The organism is Ruania rhizosphaerae (assembly GCF_009805705.1).
GTDB lineage: Bacteria > Actinomycetota > Actinomycetes > Actinomycetales > Beutenbergiaceae > Ruania > Ruania rhizosphaerae.
Map to the genome: position 1 here is coordinate 25,936 of NZ_VSMB01000005.1, position 21,861 is coordinate 47,796.

The window sequence follows — 21,861 nt, forward strand, 5'->3', positions numbered from 1 at the left end:
ACTTTGTACGTCCTCGGCTCGTCAGAACAGCGTGCTACCCCGCGCCTCCAGATCGAGCAGGTACCGCTTCGCCGCCATCCCGCCGCCATACCCGGTGAGCGACCCGTCCGCACCGATCACCCGGTGGCACGGGACGATGATGGAGATCGGGTTCCGGTTGTTCGCCAGCCCCACCGCCCGGGCAGCGCCCGGTTCCCCGACGGCGGCCGCGATCTCACCGTAGGACCGTGTCTGGCCGTAGGGGATGGTCAGCAGTGCCTCCCAGCACCGCCGCTGGAACTCGGTCCCGTGCGGGTGGATGGGGACGTCGAAGGTGGTGCGCTCGCCCGCGAAGTACTCCTCGAGCTGTCGCACCACCTCCCGGAACGGCCCCGGGTCGCTGGTCGCGCCCTCGGCGAGAGACACCGTCGTATGACCGGGGTACAGCAGTCCGGTCAGTGCTTCGCCATCGCCGAGCAGCACCATCTGCCCGATCGGACTGGGAACATCGTGCCAGTAGCTCATCTCGTTGCCTCCACCTGGGCGTGCCGCCACAGATGATGGGCAGCATAGGTGCGCCACGGCGAGAACCCCGCGCCGCGCGTGTCCACGGAACCGTCGCTGAGGGTCTCGGCCGCCCTCCGCAGCACGAGGTCGGTCCCGCAGTACGCGTCCGGATCGCCGAGGGCCCGCATCCGGACGTACTGTGCCGTCCACGGTCCGATCCCGGGGACTGCGAGTAGGCCCGCTTCGGCCGCGTCAGCGCCGGCTGCGTTGTCCAGGTCCAGTCCGTCCAGCACCGCACCGGCCAGGGAATGCACTGCCCGACGGCGCCCGGCCGGCATTCGCAGCACGCTCTCTTCTGGCCCGGCTCCCGTGCCGATGCCGGCGACCTGGGCCGGCGTCGGGAACAGGTGTGTCACCTCACCCACCGGGTCTGTCAATGGCGAGCCCACCGCAGCCACCAGGCGAGCAGTGTGGGTACGCGCCGCCGTCAATGAGACCTGCTGAGCGAGCACCGCCCGCAGCGCTGTCTCGAAACCCCCGGGATGCTGCGGCGCTCGCAGACCTGGCCGGGCCTGCACCAGCGGCCCTAGCCAGGGATGACCACCGAGCCCGTCCAGCACCTGCGCTGGGTCCCGGTCCAGATCGGCCGTGCGTCGCAGTAGTGACTCGGCCTCAGCCTGGTCGGTTGTCCTGCTCAGGTATACCCGCCCCCGGAGGTGGGTGCCGCCGTCGGGGCGGTGGAGCTCGAGCACCCCCGGACCCGAGGTGAGGTGCACTGCCCGGCGGTACCGGACGCCGTCGAGGGTCTCCACCCCGGTGACCGTGCGCGCCGCGAGGTAGTCCCAGAGTGCCTCCCCGTCCAGGGGAGGGGTGAACGGCAGTGCCACCTCGACCGAGTGCATGCCTGCATCGTGTCACCCGGGTGCGACACCCGTTCCGGCGCCCTCCGCACCGCGTCGAAGGGAGCGAACGTCACCTCCCGTCGCTAGACTCTCCGGGTGACTGTTCGCCTGCATGATTCCGCCACTCGCGAGGTTCGTGACCTCGCGCCCCGACGACCGGGCCATGTGGGGATCTACCTGTGCGGTGCGACCGTCCAGGGGGCTCCCCACATCGGGCACCTGCGCTCGGCGATCGCCTTCGACATCCTGGTGCGCTGGCTGCGCCGATCGGGCCTTGAGGTGACCCTGATCCGCAACGTGACCGACATCGACGACAAGATTCTCGTCAAGTCGGCCGAGGCGGACGTGCCGTGGTGGGCCTGGGCGCACCGGTTCGAGCGGGAGTTCGCTGCCGCCTACGCCGCGCTCGGGGTCCTCCCGCCCACCTACGAGCCGCGCGCCACCGGCCATGTCCCGGAGATGATCGAGCTCATCGACCGGCTGATCGAGCGCGGTCACGCGTACCGCGGCGCAGAGGGCAACGTCTACTTCGACGTGCACTCCTGGGGGAAGTACGGGGCTCTCACCCGGCAGTTGCTGGAGAATCTCTCCGTCGACGAGGACGAGGCCTCCGACAAGCGCGACCCGCGCGATTTCGCGCTCTGGAAGGCCACGAAGCCCACCGATCCCGACGGCGCCGCGTGGTCCACCCCGTGGGGTCGGGGCCGGCCCGGCTGGCACCTGGAGTGCTCGGCCATGGCCCGCAAGTATCTCGGTGAGGGCTTCGACATCCACGGCGGCGGGATCGACCTGCGCTTCCCGCACCACGAGAACGAACTCGCACAATCGCAGGCCGCCGGTTGGGACTTCACCGAGCTGTGGATGCACAACGCCTGGGTGACCGTAGGCGGGGAGAAGATGAGCAAGTCGCTCGGGAACTCCCTCACAGTGGACGCCGTGCTCGAACGCACGTCCCCTGTGGTGCTCCGCTACGCCCTCGGGGCTGTGCACTACCGCTCCACGCTGGAATTCACCGATGACACGCTCGCCGAGTCGGGTGCTGCATGGGATCGGATCGGCCAGTTCGTCACCCGAGCCGGTGAGCTCGCCGGCGTCGCCTCCGGCGAGGACGTCGCCAGCGCGCGGCTTCCCGAGGCGTTCAGCGCCGCCCTGGACGATGACCTCAACGTCTCCGCAGCGCTCGCCGTCGTGCACGAGCATGTCCGCCGCGGCAACACCGCCCTCGCCTCAGGTGAGGACGCCACTGTCGCCACCGAGGTGCTCGCCGTACGGGCGATGCTGTCCGTGCTCGGTCTGGACCCGCTCGCCGAGCCATGGGCCGGTGAGGCGGCCCACGACGGCGGAGCTCACCATGCCCTGTCCGTTCTGGTCGAGGCTGTGCTCGCCGAACGAGCCGAGGCTCGTGCGGCCAAGGATTACCCCCGTGCCGATACGTTGCGGGACCGCCTCGCGGAGGCGGGAATCGTCGTCGAAGACTCTGCCGGCGGCGTCCGGTGGAGCGTGAAGGGTGGCACCCGTGGCCGGTAACTCGAAGCGTCCGGGGGCCGTGCGTAAGCCCGGCTCGAAGAAGGGCGCGCAGGTCGGAACAGGCGGGCACCGGCGCAAGGCGCTCGAGGGCAAGGGCCCGACGCCGAAGGCCGAGGATCGCCCGTACCACCCGGCGCACAAGCGCAAGGCGGCGGCCGAGCGTGCTGCCGGCAGGACAGCCGGGGGCGCTCGGAGGGGCCAGCGGGTGGCGAAGAGCCACGAGCTGGTCGTCGGCCGCAACTCGGTGGTGGAGGCGCTGCGCGCGCAGATCCCGGTGAGTGCCGTGTACCTCGCGGCTGGGATCGATGCCGACGACCGCACCCGGGAGATCGTGGCGGCCGTGGCGGCTCAGAACCTCCCGGTCAAGGAGATCCGCAAGCCGGAGCTCGATGCCATGACCGACCGGGCCGTGCACCAGGGCGTGGCCCTGGAGGTGCCCGCCTACTCCTATGCCGATCCGGCAGATTTACTCGACATCGCGGCTGAGCGCGGCGATGCGCCGCTGATCGTCGCGCTGGATGGGATCACCGATCCGCGCAACCTGGGAGCCACATTACGCTCGGCGGGAGCGTTCGGGGTGGACGGACTGGTGGTGCCCTCACGCCGCTCCGCCGGCGTGACGGCGACGGCGTGGAAGGTCTCCGCCGGTGCGGCTGCGCGGGTGCCGGTGGCTCGTGCGACGAACCTGGTGCGTGCGCTGCAGGACTACAAGAAGGCCGGGTGTTTCGTCGTCGGGCTGGATGGTCATGGCGAGACCCGGATCGGTGATCTGGAGCTGGCGACCGAGCCCCTGGTGGTGGTGCTGGGGTCGGAGGGGAAGGGCCTGAGCAGGCTCGTCCAGGAGACGTGCGACCTCGTGGTGTCCATCCCGATGGCAGCGGCCACCGAATCGCTCAACGCGGGTACCGCCGTCGGGATCGCGTTGTATGAGATCGCGCAGCGCCGGAATCGGTAGGCTCGGACATATGAGTACCTCGACGTCGTGGCACCGTTGTCAGGGACAGATCACGGCGCCGGAGCAGCAGGTGCTGCGGGCGGCCGGTTTCCTCGACGGTGCCCTGGTGGTCGCGATCCTGGAGGCTGACCCGGAGGAGCCGACCACCGTCACTGTCACAGTCGCTACCGATGACGAGCAGCGGGTCGCCGTGCTGAACGAGTCCCTGACCTCGGTCATCCCCGGGCCGCCGCTGACCGAACTGGTCGAGGCGCTCGCCGCCGAGTGCCAAGGGCGCGCCCTCTTCGGTGATGTGACGGCAGGTGACGATGATGACGACGAGGACCCGTTCGAACCGCATCTGGATATCGCGAGCGTCACCGAGCGTGCCGTGATCCTCACGCCGGCCACCGGTGAGGAGCTCGACGATCTGGCCACCGACGCCACGATGAGCGTGTACGCGCTCCCGCTGGTCGGCGGCTCGGCGGTGCTGGTCGAAGATGTCGCCGGGATCGACGATCTGGGACTTCGCGAGGGACGCCTGCCGGCGGTCGTGCTCGAGCAGCGCACGGTGCGTGCCGCGCTCTGCGTGGTCGGTGCGAGCAGCGCGCAGCACGTGTGGGGCCTGGAGCGAGCCACGATCCCCGACGGGCATCTTGCCGAGTCTTTCGCCGAGCAGGTACTCGGCCTGGACCTGCTCCTCGACCAGGTGGAGGAGGCGTGGCCGGGCGACCGTGCCCGGCTCCGCGCCGCTCTCCTGAGCGAGGTGCAGTTCGCGGACGTCCTCGGCTCGCTCGGCCTGGACGAGGAAGCCGTGCAGCTCACCCGGTTCCTCGAGGGGGAGACCACCGCCTCGGAGGTGGAGGGGGCGCAGCTCATCGAGCCACTGACCGTGTCCGAGCAGGTGCGCAGGCGTGCCCATGTGGCGGCCGAAGATGCCCGGCGGGCCGCCCACCAGGCCCGCGAGGACGCGCGCACACGTGCCCATCAGGCGGCCGAGGACGCCCGCACCGGGATGACGGCCTTCGCGGATGCGGCCGAGGAGCCGGTACGCACCTGGGCGCCGTACGTCGTTGCCGGCGTCGAGACCGCGATCGGCGGGCTGATCTGGCACCGGGCCTCCCGCCCGGGCACCCGCCAGGGGTGGGCGATCGCCGGCAAGGTGACGGCGGGTGTGCTCTGGGGCGGCGCCGTCGCCAACGTGGTGGCAGCCGTGTGGCCGCGCGTGCGCGGCGAGCGCTGAGCCGACTGCATCCGATGGCCGTGACGATGCGCCAGGTGGCGAGCCATGCCGGGGTGTCGTTGAAGACGGTCTCGAACGTCGTGAACCAGTACGAGCACGTCAGCGCCTCGATGCGGGCCCGGGTGATGGCGGCGATCGACGAGCTGGGCTACCAGATGAACGTCACCGCTCGGAACCTCAGTACGGGCCGGACCGGCATGCTCGCACTCGCCGTACCGGAGCTGAGGCTGCCGTACTTCGCCGAGCTTGCCGATGCGGTGATGAGCGCCGCCGACCGGCTCGGGTACACGGTGCTCATCGAGCCGACCACCGGTGATCCAGCCGGTGAGCTCGAGGTGCTCCGCAGCCCGCGGCGCAGTATGACCGATGGGCTCATCTACTCCCCGACAGCGCTGCGTGAGGCCGACGCCGCTGCGCTGGCGGTCGACTTCCCGATGGTGCTGCTGGGGGAGCGCTCACTACGCTCGGATGTGGACCATGTGGCCATGGCGAATGAGGCGGGCGGGACCATGCTCACCGAGCATCTGCTCGCGCGCGGGTGCCGCCGGATCGCACTGATCGGTGCGCACGACTCGGAGGTGGGTGCCGGCTCGCTGCGCGTGCGCGGTGTGCGCGGGGCGCTCGCCCGCGCCGGGCTGGATCCGGACGATCTCCCGTCGGCCGGTTCGCAACGATGGTCGAGGGAAACCGGTCGGGCCGCCGTCGCCGAGTTGCTGGCCCGGGGGGAGAGGTTCGACGCGCTGGTGGCGCTCAACGATGCGATGGCGCTGGGGGCGATGCGCGCGCTGTGGGACGCCGGAGTGGACGTGCCCGGTGAGGTGCGGGTGGCCGGGTTCGACGACATCGAGGACTCGGGGTATGCGCGACCGTCATTGACCACGGTGAATCCGGGCCGGGAGGAGATCGCACGCACGGCCGTCCGGCTGCTCGTCGATCGCATCGAGGGGCGAGCTGAGGCGGCCTCCGAGCATCAGGTTCCGGCCGAACTGGTGGTCCGCGAGTCCACCGGCTGAGAGATCGCCGGCGTGAGGGCCTTGACATCGCCGCTGCGGCGGGTCACCATTTACACCGGTGTAAACCTCGAGTGACGAGCACGGCGCATCGGAGCGCCGGGATGGAGTCGACATGAGAACTGTCAGGAACGCACAGGTGTGGGGGGTGCTGGCGCTCGCCGGCCTGGTTGCACTGGCCGGATGCTCACGTGGAGGTGCCGCTGAGTCCACCGGAGACGACGGTGACGTCACCATCCGGTTCGCCTGGTGGGGTAACGATGAGCGTGCCGCCGTCACGAACGCGGCCGTGGACGCGTTCGAAGAAGCGAACCCGGGCATCGTCGTCGAGACCGAGTTCATCGACTTCAACTCCTACTTCGACCGCCTCGCCACCGCGACCGCAGGCGGTGACGCTCCGGACGTCATCACGATGGGTGGGGCCTACCCGCGCGAGTACGGCGACCGCGGCGCGCTGCTCGATCTGGCCGAGGTCTCCGAGTGGCTCGACCTCACCGAGATCGACGACAGTGCCCTCGCCAACGGCTACTTCAGCGACACCCAGTACGGGGTGCCGACCGGTGCCAACACCTTCGGTGCGATCATCAACCGGGACCTGTTCGCTGAGGCCGGCGTGCCGCTACCCGATGACGAGACATGGACCTGGGAGGACTACGCGGACCTCGCGGTGCAGATCAGCGAAGCCACCGGCGACGACACCTATGGCGCCCAGGACCCGACCGCGGCCGACATGCTGGACGCCTACCTTTATCAGCACACCGGGCAGGGCCTCTATACCGAGGAGGGAACACTCGCCGCACCTGCTGAGGTGATCGCTGACTGGTTCACCCTCACCACCACACTGCGAGACAGCGGCGGGACACCCTCGGCCTCCCTCACCTCGGAGCTGAGCACCCAGACGGCGCCCGAGCAGAGTCTGCTCGGCCAAGGTCGCGCTGCCATGGGCTTCGGCTGGTCGAACAGTATCGGCGCCCTACGCGAGGCGTCCGGTGATGACATCGTGCCTGTGCGAGTTCCCGGGGATTCCGGTGAGCACGGTTCAGGCATGTGGCTGCAGGCCTCGCAGCTGTACACGATCAGCTCGGGAACCGAGCACCCGGAGGCGGCCGCGCGGCTCGTGGACTTCCTGGTCGGCAGCACCGAAGCGGCCGATCACATCGGCACTGATCGGGGCATCCCGTCTCACCCTGAGATCCGCGAGCACCTTGCGTCCGCAGGGCTGGAGGAGAACACTCAGATCGAGTTCGACTTCATCGGGAGGGTGAGCGAGTTCGTGGACGGCCATTTCGTGATCGGGCCGACCGGCTCCACCGAGACCGCGCTGATCGTGGACCGGCTCAATGACGCGGTGCTCTTCGACGAGATCACCCCTGAGCAGGCGGGCGAGCAGTTCGTGGACGAGGTCACGGAGGCCATCTCCTGAGAGCGCAGCAGTGAGCAGGATCGACCGGCGGGCGCTCGTCGAGCGGCACCGCATCGAGGTGGACGGCAGTGACCCCCGCTCGCCCCTGAGTGTGGGCAACGGGGAGCACTGCATCACCCTGGACGTGACCGGCACGCAGACCCTGCCCGAGCACTATCCGGTGGCTGATCCTGCTGGAGGGCCCGACGGGACGCTGCTCGGGACGTTCACCCAGTGGGCCTGGCACTCGACGCCCCGCCCGCCGGGCGCCGACCTCGACGCCTTCCGTCGTACGTACGACACCGCACGCGGCCCGGTGCCCTACGTCGACGCGCCACCGCTGAGCCGCGACGACTCCGGCCTGGATCCTGCGCTGCTCTGGCTCCGGTCCAACCCGCACCGCCTGCACCTGTACCGGATCGGCTGGGTGCTGACCGACGGGTTCCGGCAGCCACACAGCGCTGAGATCGCCGGGCACCAGCAGCTCGACCTGTGGACCGGGACTGCGCGCTCCCAGGTGCGCCTGGCCGGCCATCCGCTCACGGTGCACACAGCATGCCATCCGGTCCGGGACGCCGTCGGGTGGGTCGCCGACCTGCCTGCGGGCGCGGTGGCGCTGGAGCTGGAGCTCCCGTACGGATCCGAGGCGTGGAGCGGCGGAGCGGACTGGGAAAGTCCTGAGCGTCATCGCACCCGGCTGCGCCCTCGGGCGCGCGGCACCGAGGTGGTGCGCAGCCTGGACGGCGCCGACCACCATCGCCTGCGCCTCTGGCACGGACCGGAGCTCACCGTCAGACAGGTGGCCGAGCATCGCCTCCTCCTGGTTCCGTCCGGCGCGACGATCGACCTGGTGGTAGAGGTGCTGCCGATCGCGGCCCCGGTCGGCAGGCCCTTGACGGCGTCCGGTGTGCTGACCGCATCGGCACGGCACTGGCCGGGGTTCTGGAGGTCAGGTGGTGCCCTGGAGCTACACGGGTCGGATGATCCGCGGGCCGGGGAGTTGGAGCGGCGGGCCGTCCTCTCGCAGTACCTGACGGCGATCCACTGCGCCGGCTCGACGCCCCCGGCCGAGACGGGGCTGATGGTCAACAGCTGGCGCGGGCGCTTCCACCTGGAGATGCACTACTGGCATGCGGGCCACTTCCCGCTGTGGGGAAGGCCGCACCTGCTGGAACGCTCGATGCCCTGGTATCACCAGATGCTGGAGACGGCGCGGGGGATCGCCTCGGCACAGGGCTACGCCGGCGCCCGGTGGCCCAAGCAGGTCGCCCCTGACGGTCGTGAGAGTCCGAGCAACATCGGCCCGTTCCTGCTGTGGCAGCAACCGCACCCGATCCACCTCGCTGAGTTGCTGTACCGCGCGGGCTCGCCGAAGGTGGTCGAACGTCACGGTGAACTGGTCCTTGCCACTGCCGAGCTGATGGCTGATCTCGTGGAAGCCGGAACGGACGGGTACGCGCTCGGGCCGCCGCTGATACCGGCGCAGGAGTGCGACGCGGACCAGCGTGAGGTACTGCGGGATCCGCCGTTCGAGTTGGCCTACTGGCGTTGGGGGCTGGAGGTAGCGAACCGGTGGCGGGGCCATCTCGGTGTTCCGGCCGACCCGCGCTGGGCCGAGGTGGCCACCTGGATACGTCCCGCGCATGTGCGCGAGGGGGTCTACGCGGCGGTGGGTGCACCGCCCTGGACCACACGCCGTGATCACCCCTCGCACCTCTACGCCCTCGGTGTGGTGCCCGACACCGGGTACGTGGATCGGGCGACGATGCTGCGGACTCTCAAGGACGTGCTTGCGGACTGGGATTGGGCGAGCACCTGGGGTTGGGACTATCCGGCCATGGCGATGACGGCCGCTCGTTTGGGGGAGCCGGGTCTCGCCGTCGATCTGCTGCTGGCCGACCGCCCGAAGAATGGCTACCTGCCCAACGGGCATAACTGGCAGACGGATTCGTTGCCGGCCTACCTTCCGGGAAACGGGGCGCTGCTCACCGCCCTGGCGCTCATGGCCGACGGCTGGGATGGGGTGGACGGCACGGGCTCGTCTGCACCGGGTTTCCCGCAGAACGGGTCGTGGGTGGTGCGGCACGAGGGGCTGGTTCCGAGCCCATGAGTGTGCCCTAGCCTGTGATGTACCGTTGCATCATCAGAAGAACGACGGTTGGTTGTTCGACGCAACATATCTAGACTGTCGATAACCGTGACCTTCGAGGACGAGGATGGCTGTGACGACGCACGACACGCCCGCACGCCGGGCCCTGGTGGTACGAGGCGGCTGGGAGGGGCATGCTCCGGTCGAGGCGACCGACATGTTCCTGCCGTTCCTGCGCGAGCACGGGTTCGAGGTCGAGGTGCACGACTCCCTCGACGTCTATTCCGACGCCGAGGCCATGGCCGCGACCGATCTGATCGTGCAGTGCTGGACGATGGGCACGATCGAGAAGGATCAGTTCTCCGGCCTGGCTGCCGCGGTCGCGGCGGGTACCGGGTTCGCCGGATGGCACGGCGGGATCGCCGACTCCTTCCGCAACACCAACCACTACCTGCACCTGGTGGGCGGGCAGTTCGCCACCCATCCTTCCCGTCCCGCCGAGCAGTGCGAGGGAGAACAGCACGACAACTACTTGCCGCACCGCGTGAACGTCATCTCCGACCACGAGGTGGTCGCCGGTATCGAGGACTTCGACCTGGACACCGAGCAGTACTGGGTGCTGACCGATGACCTCATCGACGTGCATGCCACCACCACTCACCCCGCGCGTGAGGATCAGCCGTGGCACCGCGAGGTCACCTGCCCGGCGGTGTGGACGCGCGACTGGGGTGAGGGGCGCGTCTTCGTGGCCACTCCCGGGCACTCGGTGGACGTGCTCGAGCACCCGAGTGTGCGCACCATCATCGAGCGGGGACTGCTGTGGGCGGCGCGCGAGCGGGCGGGGGAGCAGTGATGAGCGTACGCATCGGCATTGTGGGCCTGGGCAAGATCCTCGACCAGTACCTCGCCACCTTCGATCGGCTCCCGAACGCCCGGGTCACGGCGGTCGCGGATCTGAACGCGGCTCGCGCCGAGGAGGTTGCCGCCCAGGTGGGCGCGCGGGCGCTCAGCGTCGAGGCCCTGGTGGCCGACCCTGAGGTGGACGTGGTGCTCAACCTGACGATTCCCGCCGCGCACGCCGAGATCGCACACGCGGCGATCGCCGCTGGGAAGCCGGTGTACTCCGAGAAGCCGTTGGCGGCCACCACGGCCGATGGCATTGGGGTGTTGGAGGCGGCGCGGGCTGCCGGGATCCGCGTCGGGGGAGCGCCGGACACGGTGCTGGGCGCGGGGATCCAGACCGCACGAGCCGCCGTCGACGCCGGACGCATCGGTACCCCCACCTCGGCGACGGCCACCTTCGCCTGCCCGGGCCACGAGTCCTGGCACCCGAACCCGGACTTCTACTACCAGGCCGGTGGCGGCCCGCTGCTGGACATGGGTCCCTACTACCTGACGACGCTGGTGACCCTGCTGGGTGAGGTGACCTCCGTCGTCGGGGCCTCCGGTGCGGCGCACGAATCCCGCACGATCGGTTCCGGCCCGCGAGCAGGGGAAAGCGTGCCGGTGGACGTGGCCACGCACGTGACGGGCATTCTCACCCATGCGAGTGGTGCGATCTCGACGGTGGTCATGAGCTTCGACACGGCCGGTACGGAGGCGCCGAAGATCGAGGTGCACGGGACGAAGGGCTCGCTGAGCGTGCCGGACCCCAACCGGTTCGACGGCGACGTCCGGCTACGCGAGCTCGGTTCGCCCGAGTGGGCGGTGCTGGAGCCCTCGGCCGGTGACATCCCCGGCGGTCGCGGGATCGGCGTCGTGGACATGATGGTGGCGGAGAACGAGGCCGGCGTGCGGGCCTCCGGTGACCTCGCGCTGCATGTGCTCGACGTGATGGAGGGGCTGCTCACTTCTGCTGAGACGGGCCGGGCGGTCACGATCTCCTCCCGGGTGGAGCGTCCGGCCCCGGTGCCTCTCACCACCACCCGTTAGCGGGTGCTGCCGCGGGTGCGGAGCCGGTGGGGCACCACCACCTCCGCAGGGGGCGTCCCGGCACCTTCGATCCGGGCGATCACGAGGTCGACGGCGGCCCTCGCCACCGTGCGGACGTCCAGGTCGACCGTGGTCAGCGGGGGTGAGGTGTAGGCGCCTTCGTCGATGCCGTCCCAGCCGATCACCTGGACCTCGCCGGGGACGTTCCTTCCCAGCTCGCGCAACGCGTGCAGGGCACCGACGGCGAGGATGTCGCTGGCGCACACGAGGGCATCGAAAGGGCGGTCGGCCCGGTGCAGGTCCGTCACTGCTCGTGCCCCCGCGGCGCGGGTGTAGTGCGGTGTGCGGACGATCAGGTCCTCGCTCGCTCGCGACCCGAGTGCGGCCATGAAGCCCTCGGCCCGCAGCCAGCCCGTGCCGTAGCGGTGCCCCGGGTCCGCGCCGAGGAACAGCGGGCGTGTCGATCCGCCGGCCAGGACGTGCTCGGTGGCCTCACGGGCGGCACGGTGGTTGTCGTAGATCACGTGGTCCAGCGGTGAGCCGGCTACGCGTTCGCCCAGCAGCACCAGCGGCACATGACTCTGCGCGGTCACGATGCTGGCGCCGTCCAGTGCGACGGGGCTGAGGATGACGCCGTCGGCCACCTGGGTATCGAACCCTCGCAGGGCTGCCCGTTCACGTGCTTCGTCTCCGCGGGTCTCCGTGATCAGCGCCGTGTACCCGCGCTCGGCGGCCGCTGCGAGCACCTCGTGCGCGAGGTCGGCGAAGTAGGGCGTGGTCAGCTCGGAGACGGCGAGAGCGATGATGAACGAGCGGCCGTACCGGAGCTGACGGCCGGCGGCGCTGCGGCGGTACCCGAGATCGGCGATCGCCTGCTCGACGCGTTCGCGGGTGGCGGGGCGCACGTTGATCTGCCCGTTCATCACGTTCGAGACCGTCTTCCAGGAGACTCCGGCACGTGCGGCGACGTCCTTGATGCTGGGTGGGCGCTGCGGGCCGGGCTCCTCGGGCACGTCGGGTGATCCCTCTCTTGACGGGCGGACACTCTGCCGCCTACGGTAACGGAGACGACGATTACAACGTGAGAATCCAGTGCTGGACTCTTCCCCGAGACGATGAGGTTGCGCCATGACCGCCGAGATCCCCCGCCCGGAGCACCCCCGCCCGCAGGTTGTCCGCGACACCTGGATCAACCTCAACGGCCGCTGGGACTTCGAGTTCGACCCGGGTGACTCCGGGCTTGAACGCGGACTGCTCGAGACGGCTCTCAGCGGGACGATCATGGTGCCCTTCGCACCCGAGTCCGAGCTCTCTGGCATCGGTGACGTCGATTTCCACGAGGCCGTCTGGTACCGGCGGGAGGTGACGATCCCGGCCGGGTGGGCCGGTCTGCGGCCCCAGCTCCACTTCGCCGCTGTCGACCACGACGCCACGGTGTGGGTAGACGGGAACGAGGTGGTGCGCCACCGTGGTGGCTTCACGCCGTTCACCGCCGACCTGACAGGTCTCGCCGAGGCCGGTCAGACGGTCACCGTGACCGTGCGGGCGCGGGACCCCCGCCGGGGGCCGCAGGCGCGGGGCAAACAGGCCACCTGGTACGCCAACACCGGCTGCCACTACACGCGTACCACCGGCATCTGGCAGAGCGTCTGGCTCGAAGGCGTCCCCGAGGTGGCGATCGGACGCCCCCGGATCACCCCGGACGTGGCCGGCGGCCGGTTCCACGTGAGCGTGCCACTGACGGCGAACCGTCCCGGGCAGCGCGTGCGCGTCGAGGTGCGCGACGAGGCGGGCGTGGTGGCCACGGACGAGGTGGCAGCGGATCTGGATCTGGCTCCCTCCGCCGTCGTGAACCTCCCGGCCGAGCGGGTGCACCTGTGGCAGCCCGGCGACCCCCATCTGTATGACGTGGACATCACCCTCCTGGATGGCGACACCGTGCTGGACCAGGTGGCCAGCTACGCCGGGCTCCGGTCGGTGAGCATCGACGGACGCAAGATCCTGCTCAACGGCAAGCCCGTCTTCCAGCGGCTCGTGCTGGACCAGGGGTACTGGCCCGAGAGTCTGATGACAGCACCGAGTGAGGAGGCGCTGGTGCGCGACATCGAGCTCTCCCTGGCCGCCGGGTTCAACGGGGCACGGCTGCACCAGAAGGTGTTCGAGGAGCGCTTCCTCTACCACGCCGACCGTCTCGGCTACCTGGTGTGGGGCGAGTTCGGCGACTGGGGTATCAGTGGCCACGGCACCCCGGGCGACCATCAGCAGCCGACGGCGTCCTTCGTCACCCAGTGGCTGGAGGCGGTGGAGCGCGACTACTCCCACCCTTCGATCATCGGGTGGTGCCCGCTGAACGAGACCTACCAGCACCTGCACGACCGGATCACCCAGCTGGACGACGTCACGCGCGCGATGTTCCTGGCCACCAAGGCCATGGACACCACCCGGCCCGTGCTGGACGCCTCCGGCTACTCCCACCGCGTGCTCGAGACCGACGTGTGGGACTCCCACAACTACACCCAGGATCCGGAGCAGTTCGCCCGTGAGGTCGGTGGCCTGGCCCGCGGGGAGGCCCACACGAACACCCACGACGGCGCCACGATCTCCCAGCCGTACGCCGGGCAGCCGTACTTCGTCAGCGAGTACGGGGGCATCTGGTGGAACCCCGAGCGCGCAGCCGAGGCACTCGGCACGAAGCGTGACGACTCCTGGGGGTACGGCGACCGGGTGCGGGACGAGGAAGGCTTCCACGAGCGTTTCGCGGGTCTGACGAACGCGCTCCTGGACGATCCGGAGATGTTCGGCTACTGCTACACCCAGCTCACCGACGTCTTCCAGGAGGAGAACGGGATCTACCGCTTCGACCGGTCGGAGAAGCTGGACGTCTCCAGGGTGCGGGCTGTGCAGGAGCGCCCGGCGGCGTTCGAACGGGAGGGCTGAGGTCTCAGACGTCCTCGCCCAGCGCCCGCAGGGTGGCGGTGTCCAGACCGAGGATCGCCTCCTCGTCGGGGCGGTGCTGTAGCACGGTGTCGATGTAGTGCGGCACGACCTCGCTCATCGGGATGTCGTGCCCGGCCTCCTGGGCCATGAACCAGCGGTGCTCGAGCACCTCGTGGTAGATCTCGGCCGGTTCGAGCTTGCCGCGCATGTCCCGCGGGATCGCGCGCACGGTCGGTTCGAAGACGTCCGCGAGCCACTCGTGGGCGACGAACTCCTCGTCCTCGTTCTGCTGCTCGGTGGCGGCCTGGTAGGTGTCCATGTCGTTGAGGAGCCGGCGGGCCTGGTTCTCCTCCACGTCCAGCCCGGTCAGGCGCATCAGCCGGCGATGGTGGTGGCCCGGGTCGACGACCTTCGGCTGGATGGACAAGGTGGTGCCGTCGATATCGGTGGTCATCTGCACCTCGCCGACGTCGTAGCCGAGCTGGTTCAGGCGCTGGATCCGTGCTGCGACCCGCCACCGATCGTCGGCGCCGAACTCCTCGACCCCGAGCAGCTCGTTCCACAGTTCCCGGTAGCGGGTGACGATCATCTCGCCCACGGCCACGGTGTCGACGTCATCGACCAACAGCTCCCCGGCCTCCAGGTCCATCAGCTCGCCGATGATGTTGACCCGCGCGATCTCGAGGTCGTACTCGCGCTGACCGTCGGTGAGGGCGTCGTGCAGGTCGCCGGTCTCGGCGTCCACCAGGTAGGCGGCGAACTCGCCCGCGTCGCGCCGGAAAAGGGTGTTGGAGAGGGAGACATCGCCCCAGTAGAAGCCGGTCAGGTGCAGACGGACCAGCAGCACGGCGAGCGCGTCGATCAACCGGGTGGCCGTGTCCGGTGCGAGGTACCGGCTGAACAGGGCACGGTACGGCAGCGAGAACTTCAGGTGCTGGGTGATCAGCACCGGGCTCAGCTCCTCGCCCTCGGGTGTGCTGCGCCCGGCGATCACCCCGACCGGCTCCACGGCAGGGACATCCAGCTTCTGCAGGTCGCGCAGCAGCTGGTACTCGCGATAGGCGACCGATTCGCCGATCTCCTTGACGGCGAGCACCTTGCCCGAGAGGCGCACGAAACGCACCACGTGGCGGGAGATGCCGCGGGGGAGTGCCGCGAGATTCTCGGCCGGCCAGTCCTCGAGTGCGATGTGCCACGGCAGATCCAGGATGGCTGGATCCGGGGAGGCGGAGGTGATCTGCAAGGACTGCGGCATGGTCCTAGTCTCTCAGGTTCGGCGTTTGCGGCACCCTCTCGCCTGGGGAAGGCACCCGGACATGCGAAACGGGGGCGAGCCGCAGTGGCCCGCCCCCGTTCCAGGGCTAGTGCGCCCGGATCACTCCGGCAGACGCTGGCCGGTCGCGGAGGAGAACAGGTGCTTCTGACCGTCCTCGATCTGGATGTAGACCGTGTCACCCTTCATCGGGGGGTTACGCGGCTCGACGCGCACGATCACCTGGGCGTCGCCGGCACCGGAGGAGATGTGCTCGGAGGCTTCCTTGTCGAGCATCTCGCCGTAGACGAAGGCGTCCGAGCCGAGCTCTTCGACCAGGTTCACCCTGATGCCGAACGAGGCCTCAGTGCCCTCGGAGACGAGGTGCGTGGCCTCCGGGCGGAACCCGAGTGTGATCTCTCCCTTGTCCTCATCGGTGATCGCATCGAGGGTGGTGCGGGTCAGCGGGATGTGCGCCCCGCCGAGGTTGGCCTTGCCGTCGGCGACCTTGAAGGAGCCCAGGTTCATGGCCGGGGAGCCGATGAAGCCGGCGACGAACACGTTCTGCGGGGTGTCGTACATGTCGCGCGGGGTGCCGACCTGCTGCAGCACACCGTCCTTGAGCACGCAGATCCGGTCACCCATCGTGAGGGCCTCGGTCTGGTCGTGCGTCACGTACACGGTGGTGACGCCGAGACGGCGCTGGAGCGAGGCGATCTGGGTACGGGTCTGCACACGCAGCTTCGCGTCCAGGTTCGACAGCGGCTCGTCCATGAGGAACACCTGCGGCTGACGCACGATCGCGCGGCCCATGGCCACACGCTGACGCTGACCACCGGAGAGCGCCTTCGGCTTCCGGTCCAGGTACTCGCTCAGGTCGAGGATCTTGGCGGCCTCTTCGACGCGCTGGCGGATCTCAGCCTTCGGCTTGCCGGCGATCTTCAGGGCGAAGCCCATGTTGTCGGCGACGGACATGTGCGGGTACAGCGCGTAGTTCTGGAACACCATCGCGATGTCACGGTCCTTGGGCTGCACGTCGGTGACGTCGCGGTCACCGATGAGGATGCGGCCGGAGTTGACGTCCTCGAGACCGGCGAGCATGCGCAGGGAGGTGGACTTACCGCAGCCGGAGGGGCCGACGAGAACGAGGAACTCGCCGTCCTCGACCTCGAGGTTGAGAGCGTCCACCGCGGGGCGCTCGGTGCCGGGGTAGATCCGGCTTGCGTGGTCATAGGTCACAGTTGCCATGACTGCGTCTTTCCCTTCACCGGCAGGTACGTGCCGGACGATCCGTTGTGAAGAGTGCCATGCGAGTGTCTCCGCTGACACGGCACCACCGGTCGGAGGTACCGCAGATCATTGTGTCACAGGTTCAGTCCTGGTGATGTGACGCCCGCCACGATGCGAGATCGGTCAGCACCCGCGCCATCGCCGGTTCGTCCGCCACCCGGAAGGGTGCCACGGTCTCGGCCTGACCGACCTTGATGCCGAGGTCGCCTCGGCCCAGCGTGGCCAGTGCAGTCTCGTCGGTGACGTCGTCGCCGGCGTAGAGCACCGCGACCTCTCCGAGTCGCTCGCGCAGGGCTGTCAGAGCTGCTCCCTTGGTCACATCGACCACAGCGAGCTCCACCACCTGGTTCCCGTGCATCGCGTGCACACCGGGCAGTTGCCCCGGCCCGTCGTGGGCCGCACTGAGGGCACGCTCGGCCACGTCCTCGGCCGCGGTGCGGGAGTGCAGCACGGCAGCGGCCGGTTTGTGCTCCACCCAGGTGCCCGGGTGGAGTGCGGCGATACCCTCGACGGCGGAGGTCACCTCGGCGAGCAGGTCCGCCTCGGTCCCGGCGAGGGTGAACGGCACCCGGTGCAGCGTGCCATCGGCGTCGAGTTCGGCGGTCTCGGCCCCATGGCTGCCGACCAGCCACGTTCCGGCGGGCGGATCGGCGAGCGCCTGCAGCTGGTCGACAGGACGCCCGGAGACCAGGGCGAGCTGGACGCCGTCGGTGGCTGAGAGCCGGCGCAGTGCCTTGCTCGCCTCCGGGAGCGGTCGGGCGTCGGCCGGGTCGGGGACGAACGGGGCCAGGCAGCCGTCGAAGTCCAGGGCGATCAGGACGCTGGGTGCGGCGGCGAAGGTGCGCAGCGCCTCGGCGAACGGAACGTGATCGAGGTGACCTACGCCGTCGGGAGTGACATCGGGGGATGTGGACACGGTGACCTCCTGGCGGGACTAGACGTGGCTGGTGCGCTGGGGCATGTTCTGCAGGACGGACAGGAACTTCTTCGCCCAGCCCTGCACATCGTTCTCCAGCACGCGCTTGCGCAGCGTGCGCATCCGGCGCCGCTGCTCGGCCGGTCCCATCGTCGCGGCCTTCAGGATCGCCTCCTTCATGCCCTCGATGTCGTGCGGGTTGATCAGCAGGGCGTGGCTGAGTTCGTCCGCGGCACCGGCGAACTCGCTCAGCACCAGGGCACCGCCCAGGTCCGGACGGGCGGCGACGTACTCCTTGGCCACGAGATTCATCCCGTCGCGCAGGGCCGTCACGAGCATGACGTCGGCGGCCCGGTAGAGAGCCACCATCTCCTCGAACGGGTAGGAGTGGTGCATGTAGTAGATCGCCGAGCGGCCCCAGGAGCCGTGGTCGCCGTTGATGTTGCCGACCATGACCTCCACCTCCTGGCGCAGGGTCTTGTATTGCTCGACCTGCTCGCGGCTGGGGCTGGCCACCTGTACCAGCGCGGTCCGGGGGACCGTGACCTTCTTCTCTGCCACCAGTTCACCGAAGGCCTTGATCCGGTGCCGGATGCCCTTGGTGTAGTCGAGCCGGTCCACACCGAGCATGAGGACGTCCGGATCGCCGAGCTCGGTGCGCAGCTGCGCGGCACGCTTGGTGATCTTCTCGGTGCGGGCGAGCTCGTCGACCTTGTGGGAGTCGATGGAGATCGGGAACGTCCCCACGCGAACGTGCCGCTCCGGACGGTTCCAGTGCTGCCCGATGGTGATCTGCTGACCGCGCGTGCTGTGGGAGGTGAAACGGCGAACCGCGCGCAGGAAGTTCGCGGCGTCACCGGTGCGCTGAAAGCCGATGAGGTCGGCACCGAGCAGTCCTTCGATCACCTGCCGGCGCCACGGGAGCTGGCCGAAGAGCTCCACGGACGGGAAGGGGATGTGGTCGAAGAAGCCGATCCGCACGTCCGGGCGCAGCCGGCGCAGCATCTCCGGGACGAGCTGCAGCTGGTAGTCCTGCACCCACACCGTCGCGCCCTTCTCGGCGGTGCCTGCTGCCGCCTCGGCGAAGCGGCGGTTGACCTCCACATAGGAGTTCCACCAGATGCGGTGGAACTCCGGGGGCACGATCACGTCGTGGTAGAGCGGCCACAGCGTGGCATTGGAGAAGCCCTCGTAGTAGCGCGAGACCTCTTGTGTGCTCAACGGCACCGGCACCAGGTGCATCCCGTCGGTGTCGAACGGGTCGAGCGACTGGTCGGCCGAGCCGGACCAGCCCACCCAGGCGCCGTCCTGGGCGCGCATCACGGGTGCGAGGGCGGTGACCAGTCCGCCCGGTGCGGGGGTGGAGGAGACGTTGCCTTCCTCGTCCACGCGGATGTCAGCAGGGAGGCGGTTGGCGACGACGACGAACTCGTGTGGTGCTGGCATTCTTGCTCTGACCCCTTTTCTCCGGCGGCGCGTCCAGGCTACTTGGTCCGGTGGTGGCGTAGGTTGCCGGTATGGACGCAGGGCCCGAGCAGCGGCGGCCGATCCGGGAGGTCGGCGGGTACCGCCTGCTCGAGGTACTCGGCTCCGGCGGGATGGGCACCGTGTACGAGGCGATCGACGCTGAGGACCGGCATGTCGCGGTCAAGCTCCTGCATCCGATCTTCAGTGCCGACGACGCTGCCCGAGAGCGGCTGCGACGGGAAGTGGCGACGCTGCACCGGGTGCGCGGTGAACGGGTGTCACGTGTGCTGGATGCGGAGGCCGACTCCGCCGAGGCGTTCATCGTCACCGAGCTCATCGACGGGCAGTCGCTGGAGGAGTCCGTGCGGGAGCACGGCCCGCTGGACGCCGAGGAGCTGGCCGACCTCGCGGATGGGCTGGCTGACGCGCTGGAGGCGATCCACGCCGTCGGGGTGGTCCATCGCGACCTCAAGCCGGGCAACGTCATGCTCACCGACGACGGCCCGGTGGTGATCGACTTCGGTATCTCCCAGCTCGCGGACGACCCTCGTCTGACCCAGACCGGGTTGGTGACCGGCACCCCCGGCTACGTGGATCCGCAGGTGATGCGCGGTGCGGACCCGGGGCCGGTGGGGGACTGGTGGGGGTGGGCGGCAGTGCTCGTGTTCGCCGCTACGGGGCGTGGTCCGTTCGGGAGCGCTCAGGGGGTGCTGCTACGCGTGGAGGCCGGACGCGTCGACACCGACGGCTTGCCGCCGCGGACGGCGCAGGTGCTGCGACGGGCGCTGCACCCGGACCCCGACCGGCGGATGCGCCCTGACGTGGTGCGTCGCGCACTCCGCGACCATGCGACGGGCCGGGAGCCGACGTCGCTGCTCGCCGATGGTGACGACGATGCCGAGAACCTGCACGAGCCTCGCACGGAGGTGGTGGCGGATGATCCCGATCTGGCTGCGCCGCTCCCGCCCGCCATCCCGCCAGGTTCGGCGCCTCCTGAGCACACGGCCGTGATGCCGCAGCAGGTGCGCGATCAGTACCCCTCCACTGCGCAGTACTCGTCGAGTGCGCAAGGCGAGCAACCCCCACCGCCCGACGGCGCAGCTCGCCTCCCCGATCCGGTCCACCCGGATGCGGGGCCACCGTCCCCGTCGATCCAGGAGGTGCCGGCGCCAGCGGTGCAGCCTCCTCCGTACTCCCTCGGCCCTGATGGCTTCCCCGAGCGCCCCGCCTGGGCCGTGCCCGCCCGTGCTCGCCCGTGGCTGTCGCTGGTGTGGCTCGCGGCACTGTCGCTGCTCGGTGGCCTCTACCCCTCGGTGGTGGTACTCGGCGCCGTCGTGCTGGTCGTGATCTTCGGTGCCATCGGTTCGGACGTGCGCGCACTGCGGCAGCGACGGCTGAGCCGTGGCCCGGGGCGCTGGGACCTGCCGCGCGCCACCGCCGCCTTCCCGCTGCATGTGGTGCTCGGGTTGCTGCTGACGCTGCCAGGAGTGGTCGTGGCAGCGGCCGGTGTGGTGATCGTGTGGGTGCTGGCCGTCCAAGCCGTCCCGCTTGTGTTCCTCGTACCGGCGGTGGTGGCGGTCGCGGTGTTGCTGCTGTGGTGGACGCCCTCGAGTGGGAACGCCCGGGAAGGTCAGCGAACGGTGCTGCGAGTGCTTGCACCCGCCGGTGCCGCCGCTGCGGTGTGGGCGCTGATCGCTGCCGGGGTGGGATTGACCGCGCTGGCCCTCACCGTGCTCGGTGACGGCGCGGTGCAGTGGTGGCCGTTCCCGGTGCCGCCGACGAGGTTCTTCTGATCCCGCACCACCCGCCGTCTGACCTACTTTCTGCAGTTTGACCTACCGTCGGTGCCTGCCGAAGGTGGGTCAGACTGCCGGAGGTGTGTCAGATCCGCCGGTGCTTGCGGCCCGTGGAGGTCGGCCGCGTATCCTTGCCGTCATGCCCGGCTCGTTCCTGCACCACGTGCGCGCTGTCCCGCGTGCGGTGCGGTGTGCTGCCAGGCTGTCCTCGCCCGCTGCGCTGGTGTCGGTGCTGAGCGGATGGTCGGTGCTCTCGATGGTGCTGGGGCGGGTGCTGCTGCCCGCCGAGTGCGTGAGCGCGGACGGCGTGGCCGGATTCGTGGCTGCGAACCTGGCGCAGATGCGCTCGGTGGCCGCCTGCCCCACCGGCACGCTCGGATACGGTCCGCACACGGTTGCCGCTGTGGCAGGGTGTGCGGCGCTGCTGGCGGCATTGTTCGTGGCACACGTGACCCTCACCGGGGTGGCGCTCTGGGTTTCCCGGGCGGCGGCGGGCGTGCGCGGAGTCCTCGCGGCACTGCGCACTCTCCCGGGGGAGATTCGGGTACCGCGTCTGGTGCCGCGGGGGGAACGGCCCACCTGGTACAGCGCCCCGGTGCTCCCGGTCCTGCAGGGACGCCCGGTGTGGCGCCGCGGGCCGCCGGTGCTCGTCTGAGCACCTGCCCCCACCCGTTCGAC

Annotated in this window: 18 protein-coding genes; 11 read left to right on the forward strand and 7 right to left on the reverse strand. The window is 69.7% G+C overall.

Going from position 1 to position 21,861, the window contains the following annotated elements:
• Positions 1-21: 21 nt before the first annotated feature.
• Positions 22-504: a methylated-DNA--[protein]-cysteine S-methyltransferase gene (locus FV560_RS08960; RefSeq protein ID WP_159621192.1), complete on the reverse strand. Its 483-nt coding sequence runs from the start codon at positions 502-504 to the stop codon at positions 22-24.
• Complete coding sequence (locus tag FV560_RS20525; RefSeq protein ID WP_159621193.1) at positions 501-1,388, reverse strand: DNA-3-methyladenine glycosylase family protein; 888 nt, start codon at positions 1,386-1,388, stop codon at positions 501-503. Before FV560_RS20525 ends, FV560_RS08960 begins: the two co-directional genes overlap by 4 nt.
• 96 nt (positions 1,389-1,484) lie before the next feature.
• Between FV560_RS20525 and cysS the strand changes: the two genes are divergently transcribed.
• The 8 genes from cysS (at position 1,485) to FV560_RS09005 (ending at position 11,525) form a co-directional block, all read left to right on the forward strand.
• The gene (gene cysS, locus FV560_RS08970) at positions 1,485-2,915 is read left to right on the forward strand and encodes a cysteine--tRNA ligase (protein WP_159621194.1); all 1,431 of its coding nucleotides are present in this window, start codon (positions 1,485-1,487) and stop codon (positions 2,913-2,915) included.
• Positions 2,905-3,870: a 23S rRNA (guanosine(2251)-2'-O)-methyltransferase RlmB gene (gene rlmB, locus FV560_RS08975; protein ID WP_159621195.1), complete on the forward strand. Its 966-nt coding sequence runs from the start codon at positions 2,905-2,907 to the stop codon at positions 3,868-3,870. Before cysS ends, rlmB begins: the two co-directional genes overlap by 11 nt.
• A 10-nt stretch (positions 3,871-3,880) precedes the next feature.
• Positions 3,881-5,092, forward strand: a complete 1,212-nt coding sequence (locus FV560_RS08980) for a hypothetical protein (RefSeq protein WP_159621196.1) — start codon at positions 3,881-3,883, stop codon at positions 5,090-5,092.
• A 14-nt stretch (positions 5,093-5,106) separates the two neighbouring features.
• Positions 5,107-6,105, forward strand: a complete 999-nt coding sequence (locus FV560_RS08985) for a LacI family DNA-binding transcriptional regulator (protein ID WP_159621197.1) — start codon at positions 5,107-5,109, stop codon at positions 6,103-6,105.
• A gap of 112 nt (positions 6,106-6,217) precedes the next feature.
• Positions 6,218-7,525: an ABC transporter substrate-binding protein gene (locus FV560_RS08990; protein WP_159621198.1), complete on the forward strand. Its 1,308-nt coding sequence runs from the start codon at positions 6,218-6,220 to the stop codon at positions 7,523-7,525.
• A gap of 10 nt (positions 7,526-7,535) precedes the next feature.
• Complete coding sequence (locus tag FV560_RS08995; protein ID WP_235020023.1) at positions 7,536-9,614, forward strand: hypothetical protein; 2,079 nt, start codon at positions 7,536-7,538, stop codon at positions 9,612-9,614.
• 106 nt (positions 9,615-9,720) lie between these two features.
• A complete protein-coding gene (locus FV560_RS09000) occupies positions 9,721-10,446 on the forward strand; it encodes a ThuA domain-containing protein (RefSeq protein WP_159621199.1) in 726 nt (241 codons plus the stop codon).
• Positions 10,446-11,525 carry a Gfo/Idh/MocA family protein gene (locus FV560_RS09005; protein WP_159621200.1) on the forward strand — a complete coding sequence of 360 codons (1,080 nt, stop codon included), beginning with the start codon at positions 10,446-10,448 and terminating at the stop codon, positions 11,523-11,525. Before FV560_RS09000 ends, FV560_RS09005 begins: the two co-directional genes overlap by 1 nt.
• Here FV560_RS09005 and FV560_RS09010 read toward each other — a convergent pair.
• Entirely contained in the window at positions 11,522-12,538 is a 1,017-nt protein-coding gene (locus tag FV560_RS09010) for a LacI family DNA-binding transcriptional regulator (protein ID WP_159621201.1), read from the reverse strand. The two genes, FV560_RS09005 and FV560_RS09010, sit on opposite strands and share 4 nt — an antisense overlap.
• A gap of 115 nt (positions 12,539-12,653) precedes the next feature.
• On the opposite strand from FV560_RS09010, the gene FV560_RS09015 reads away from it, so the two are divergent.
• On the forward strand, positions 12,654-14,462 hold the full coding sequence (locus tag FV560_RS09015) for a glycoside hydrolase family 2 protein (RefSeq protein ID WP_159621202.1): 1,809 nt from the start codon (positions 12,654-12,656) through the stop codon (positions 14,460-14,462).
• Positions 14,463-14,466: 4 nt separating this feature from the next.
• On the opposite strand, the gene FV560_RS09020 is transcribed toward FV560_RS09015, so the two are convergent.
• The 4 genes from FV560_RS09020 to FV560_RS09035 form a co-directional block, all read right to left on the reverse strand.
• Positions 14,467-15,717, reverse strand: coding sequence for a DUF4032 domain-containing protein (locus FV560_RS09020; RefSeq protein ID WP_159621203.1), 1,251 nt, complete (start codon positions 15,715-15,717; stop codon positions 14,467-14,469).
• Between the two features lie 120 nt (positions 15,718-15,837).
• A complete protein-coding gene (locus tag FV560_RS09025; RefSeq protein ID WP_159621204.1) occupies positions 15,838-16,962 on the reverse strand; it encodes an ABC transporter ATP-binding protein in 1,125 nt (374 codons plus the stop codon).
• 124 nt (positions 16,963-17,086) lie between these two features.
• Positions 17,087-17,920, reverse strand: coding sequence for a trehalose-phosphatase (otsB, locus tag FV560_RS09030; protein ID WP_235020025.1), 834 nt, complete (start codon positions 17,918-17,920; stop codon positions 17,087-17,089).
• Between the two features lie 18 nt (positions 17,921-17,938).
• Positions 17,939-19,366 carry an alpha,alpha-trehalose-phosphate synthase (UDP-forming) gene (locus FV560_RS09035; RefSeq protein WP_159621205.1) on the reverse strand — a complete coding sequence of 476 codons (1,428 nt, stop codon included), beginning with the start codon at positions 19,364-19,366 and terminating at the stop codon, positions 17,939-17,941.
• A 71-nt stretch (positions 19,367-19,437) separates the two neighbouring features.
• Between FV560_RS09035 and FV560_RS09040 the strand changes: the two genes are divergently transcribed.
• A complete protein-coding gene (locus FV560_RS09040) occupies positions 19,438-21,180 on the forward strand; it encodes a serine/threonine-protein kinase (RefSeq protein ID WP_159621206.1) in 1,743 nt (580 codons plus the stop codon).
• A gap of 142 nt (positions 21,181-21,322) precedes the next feature.
• Entirely contained in the window at positions 21,323-21,838 is a 516-nt protein-coding gene (locus FV560_RS09045; protein WP_159621207.1) for a hypothetical protein, read from the forward strand.
• Positions 21,839-21,861: the final 23 nt, after the last annotated feature.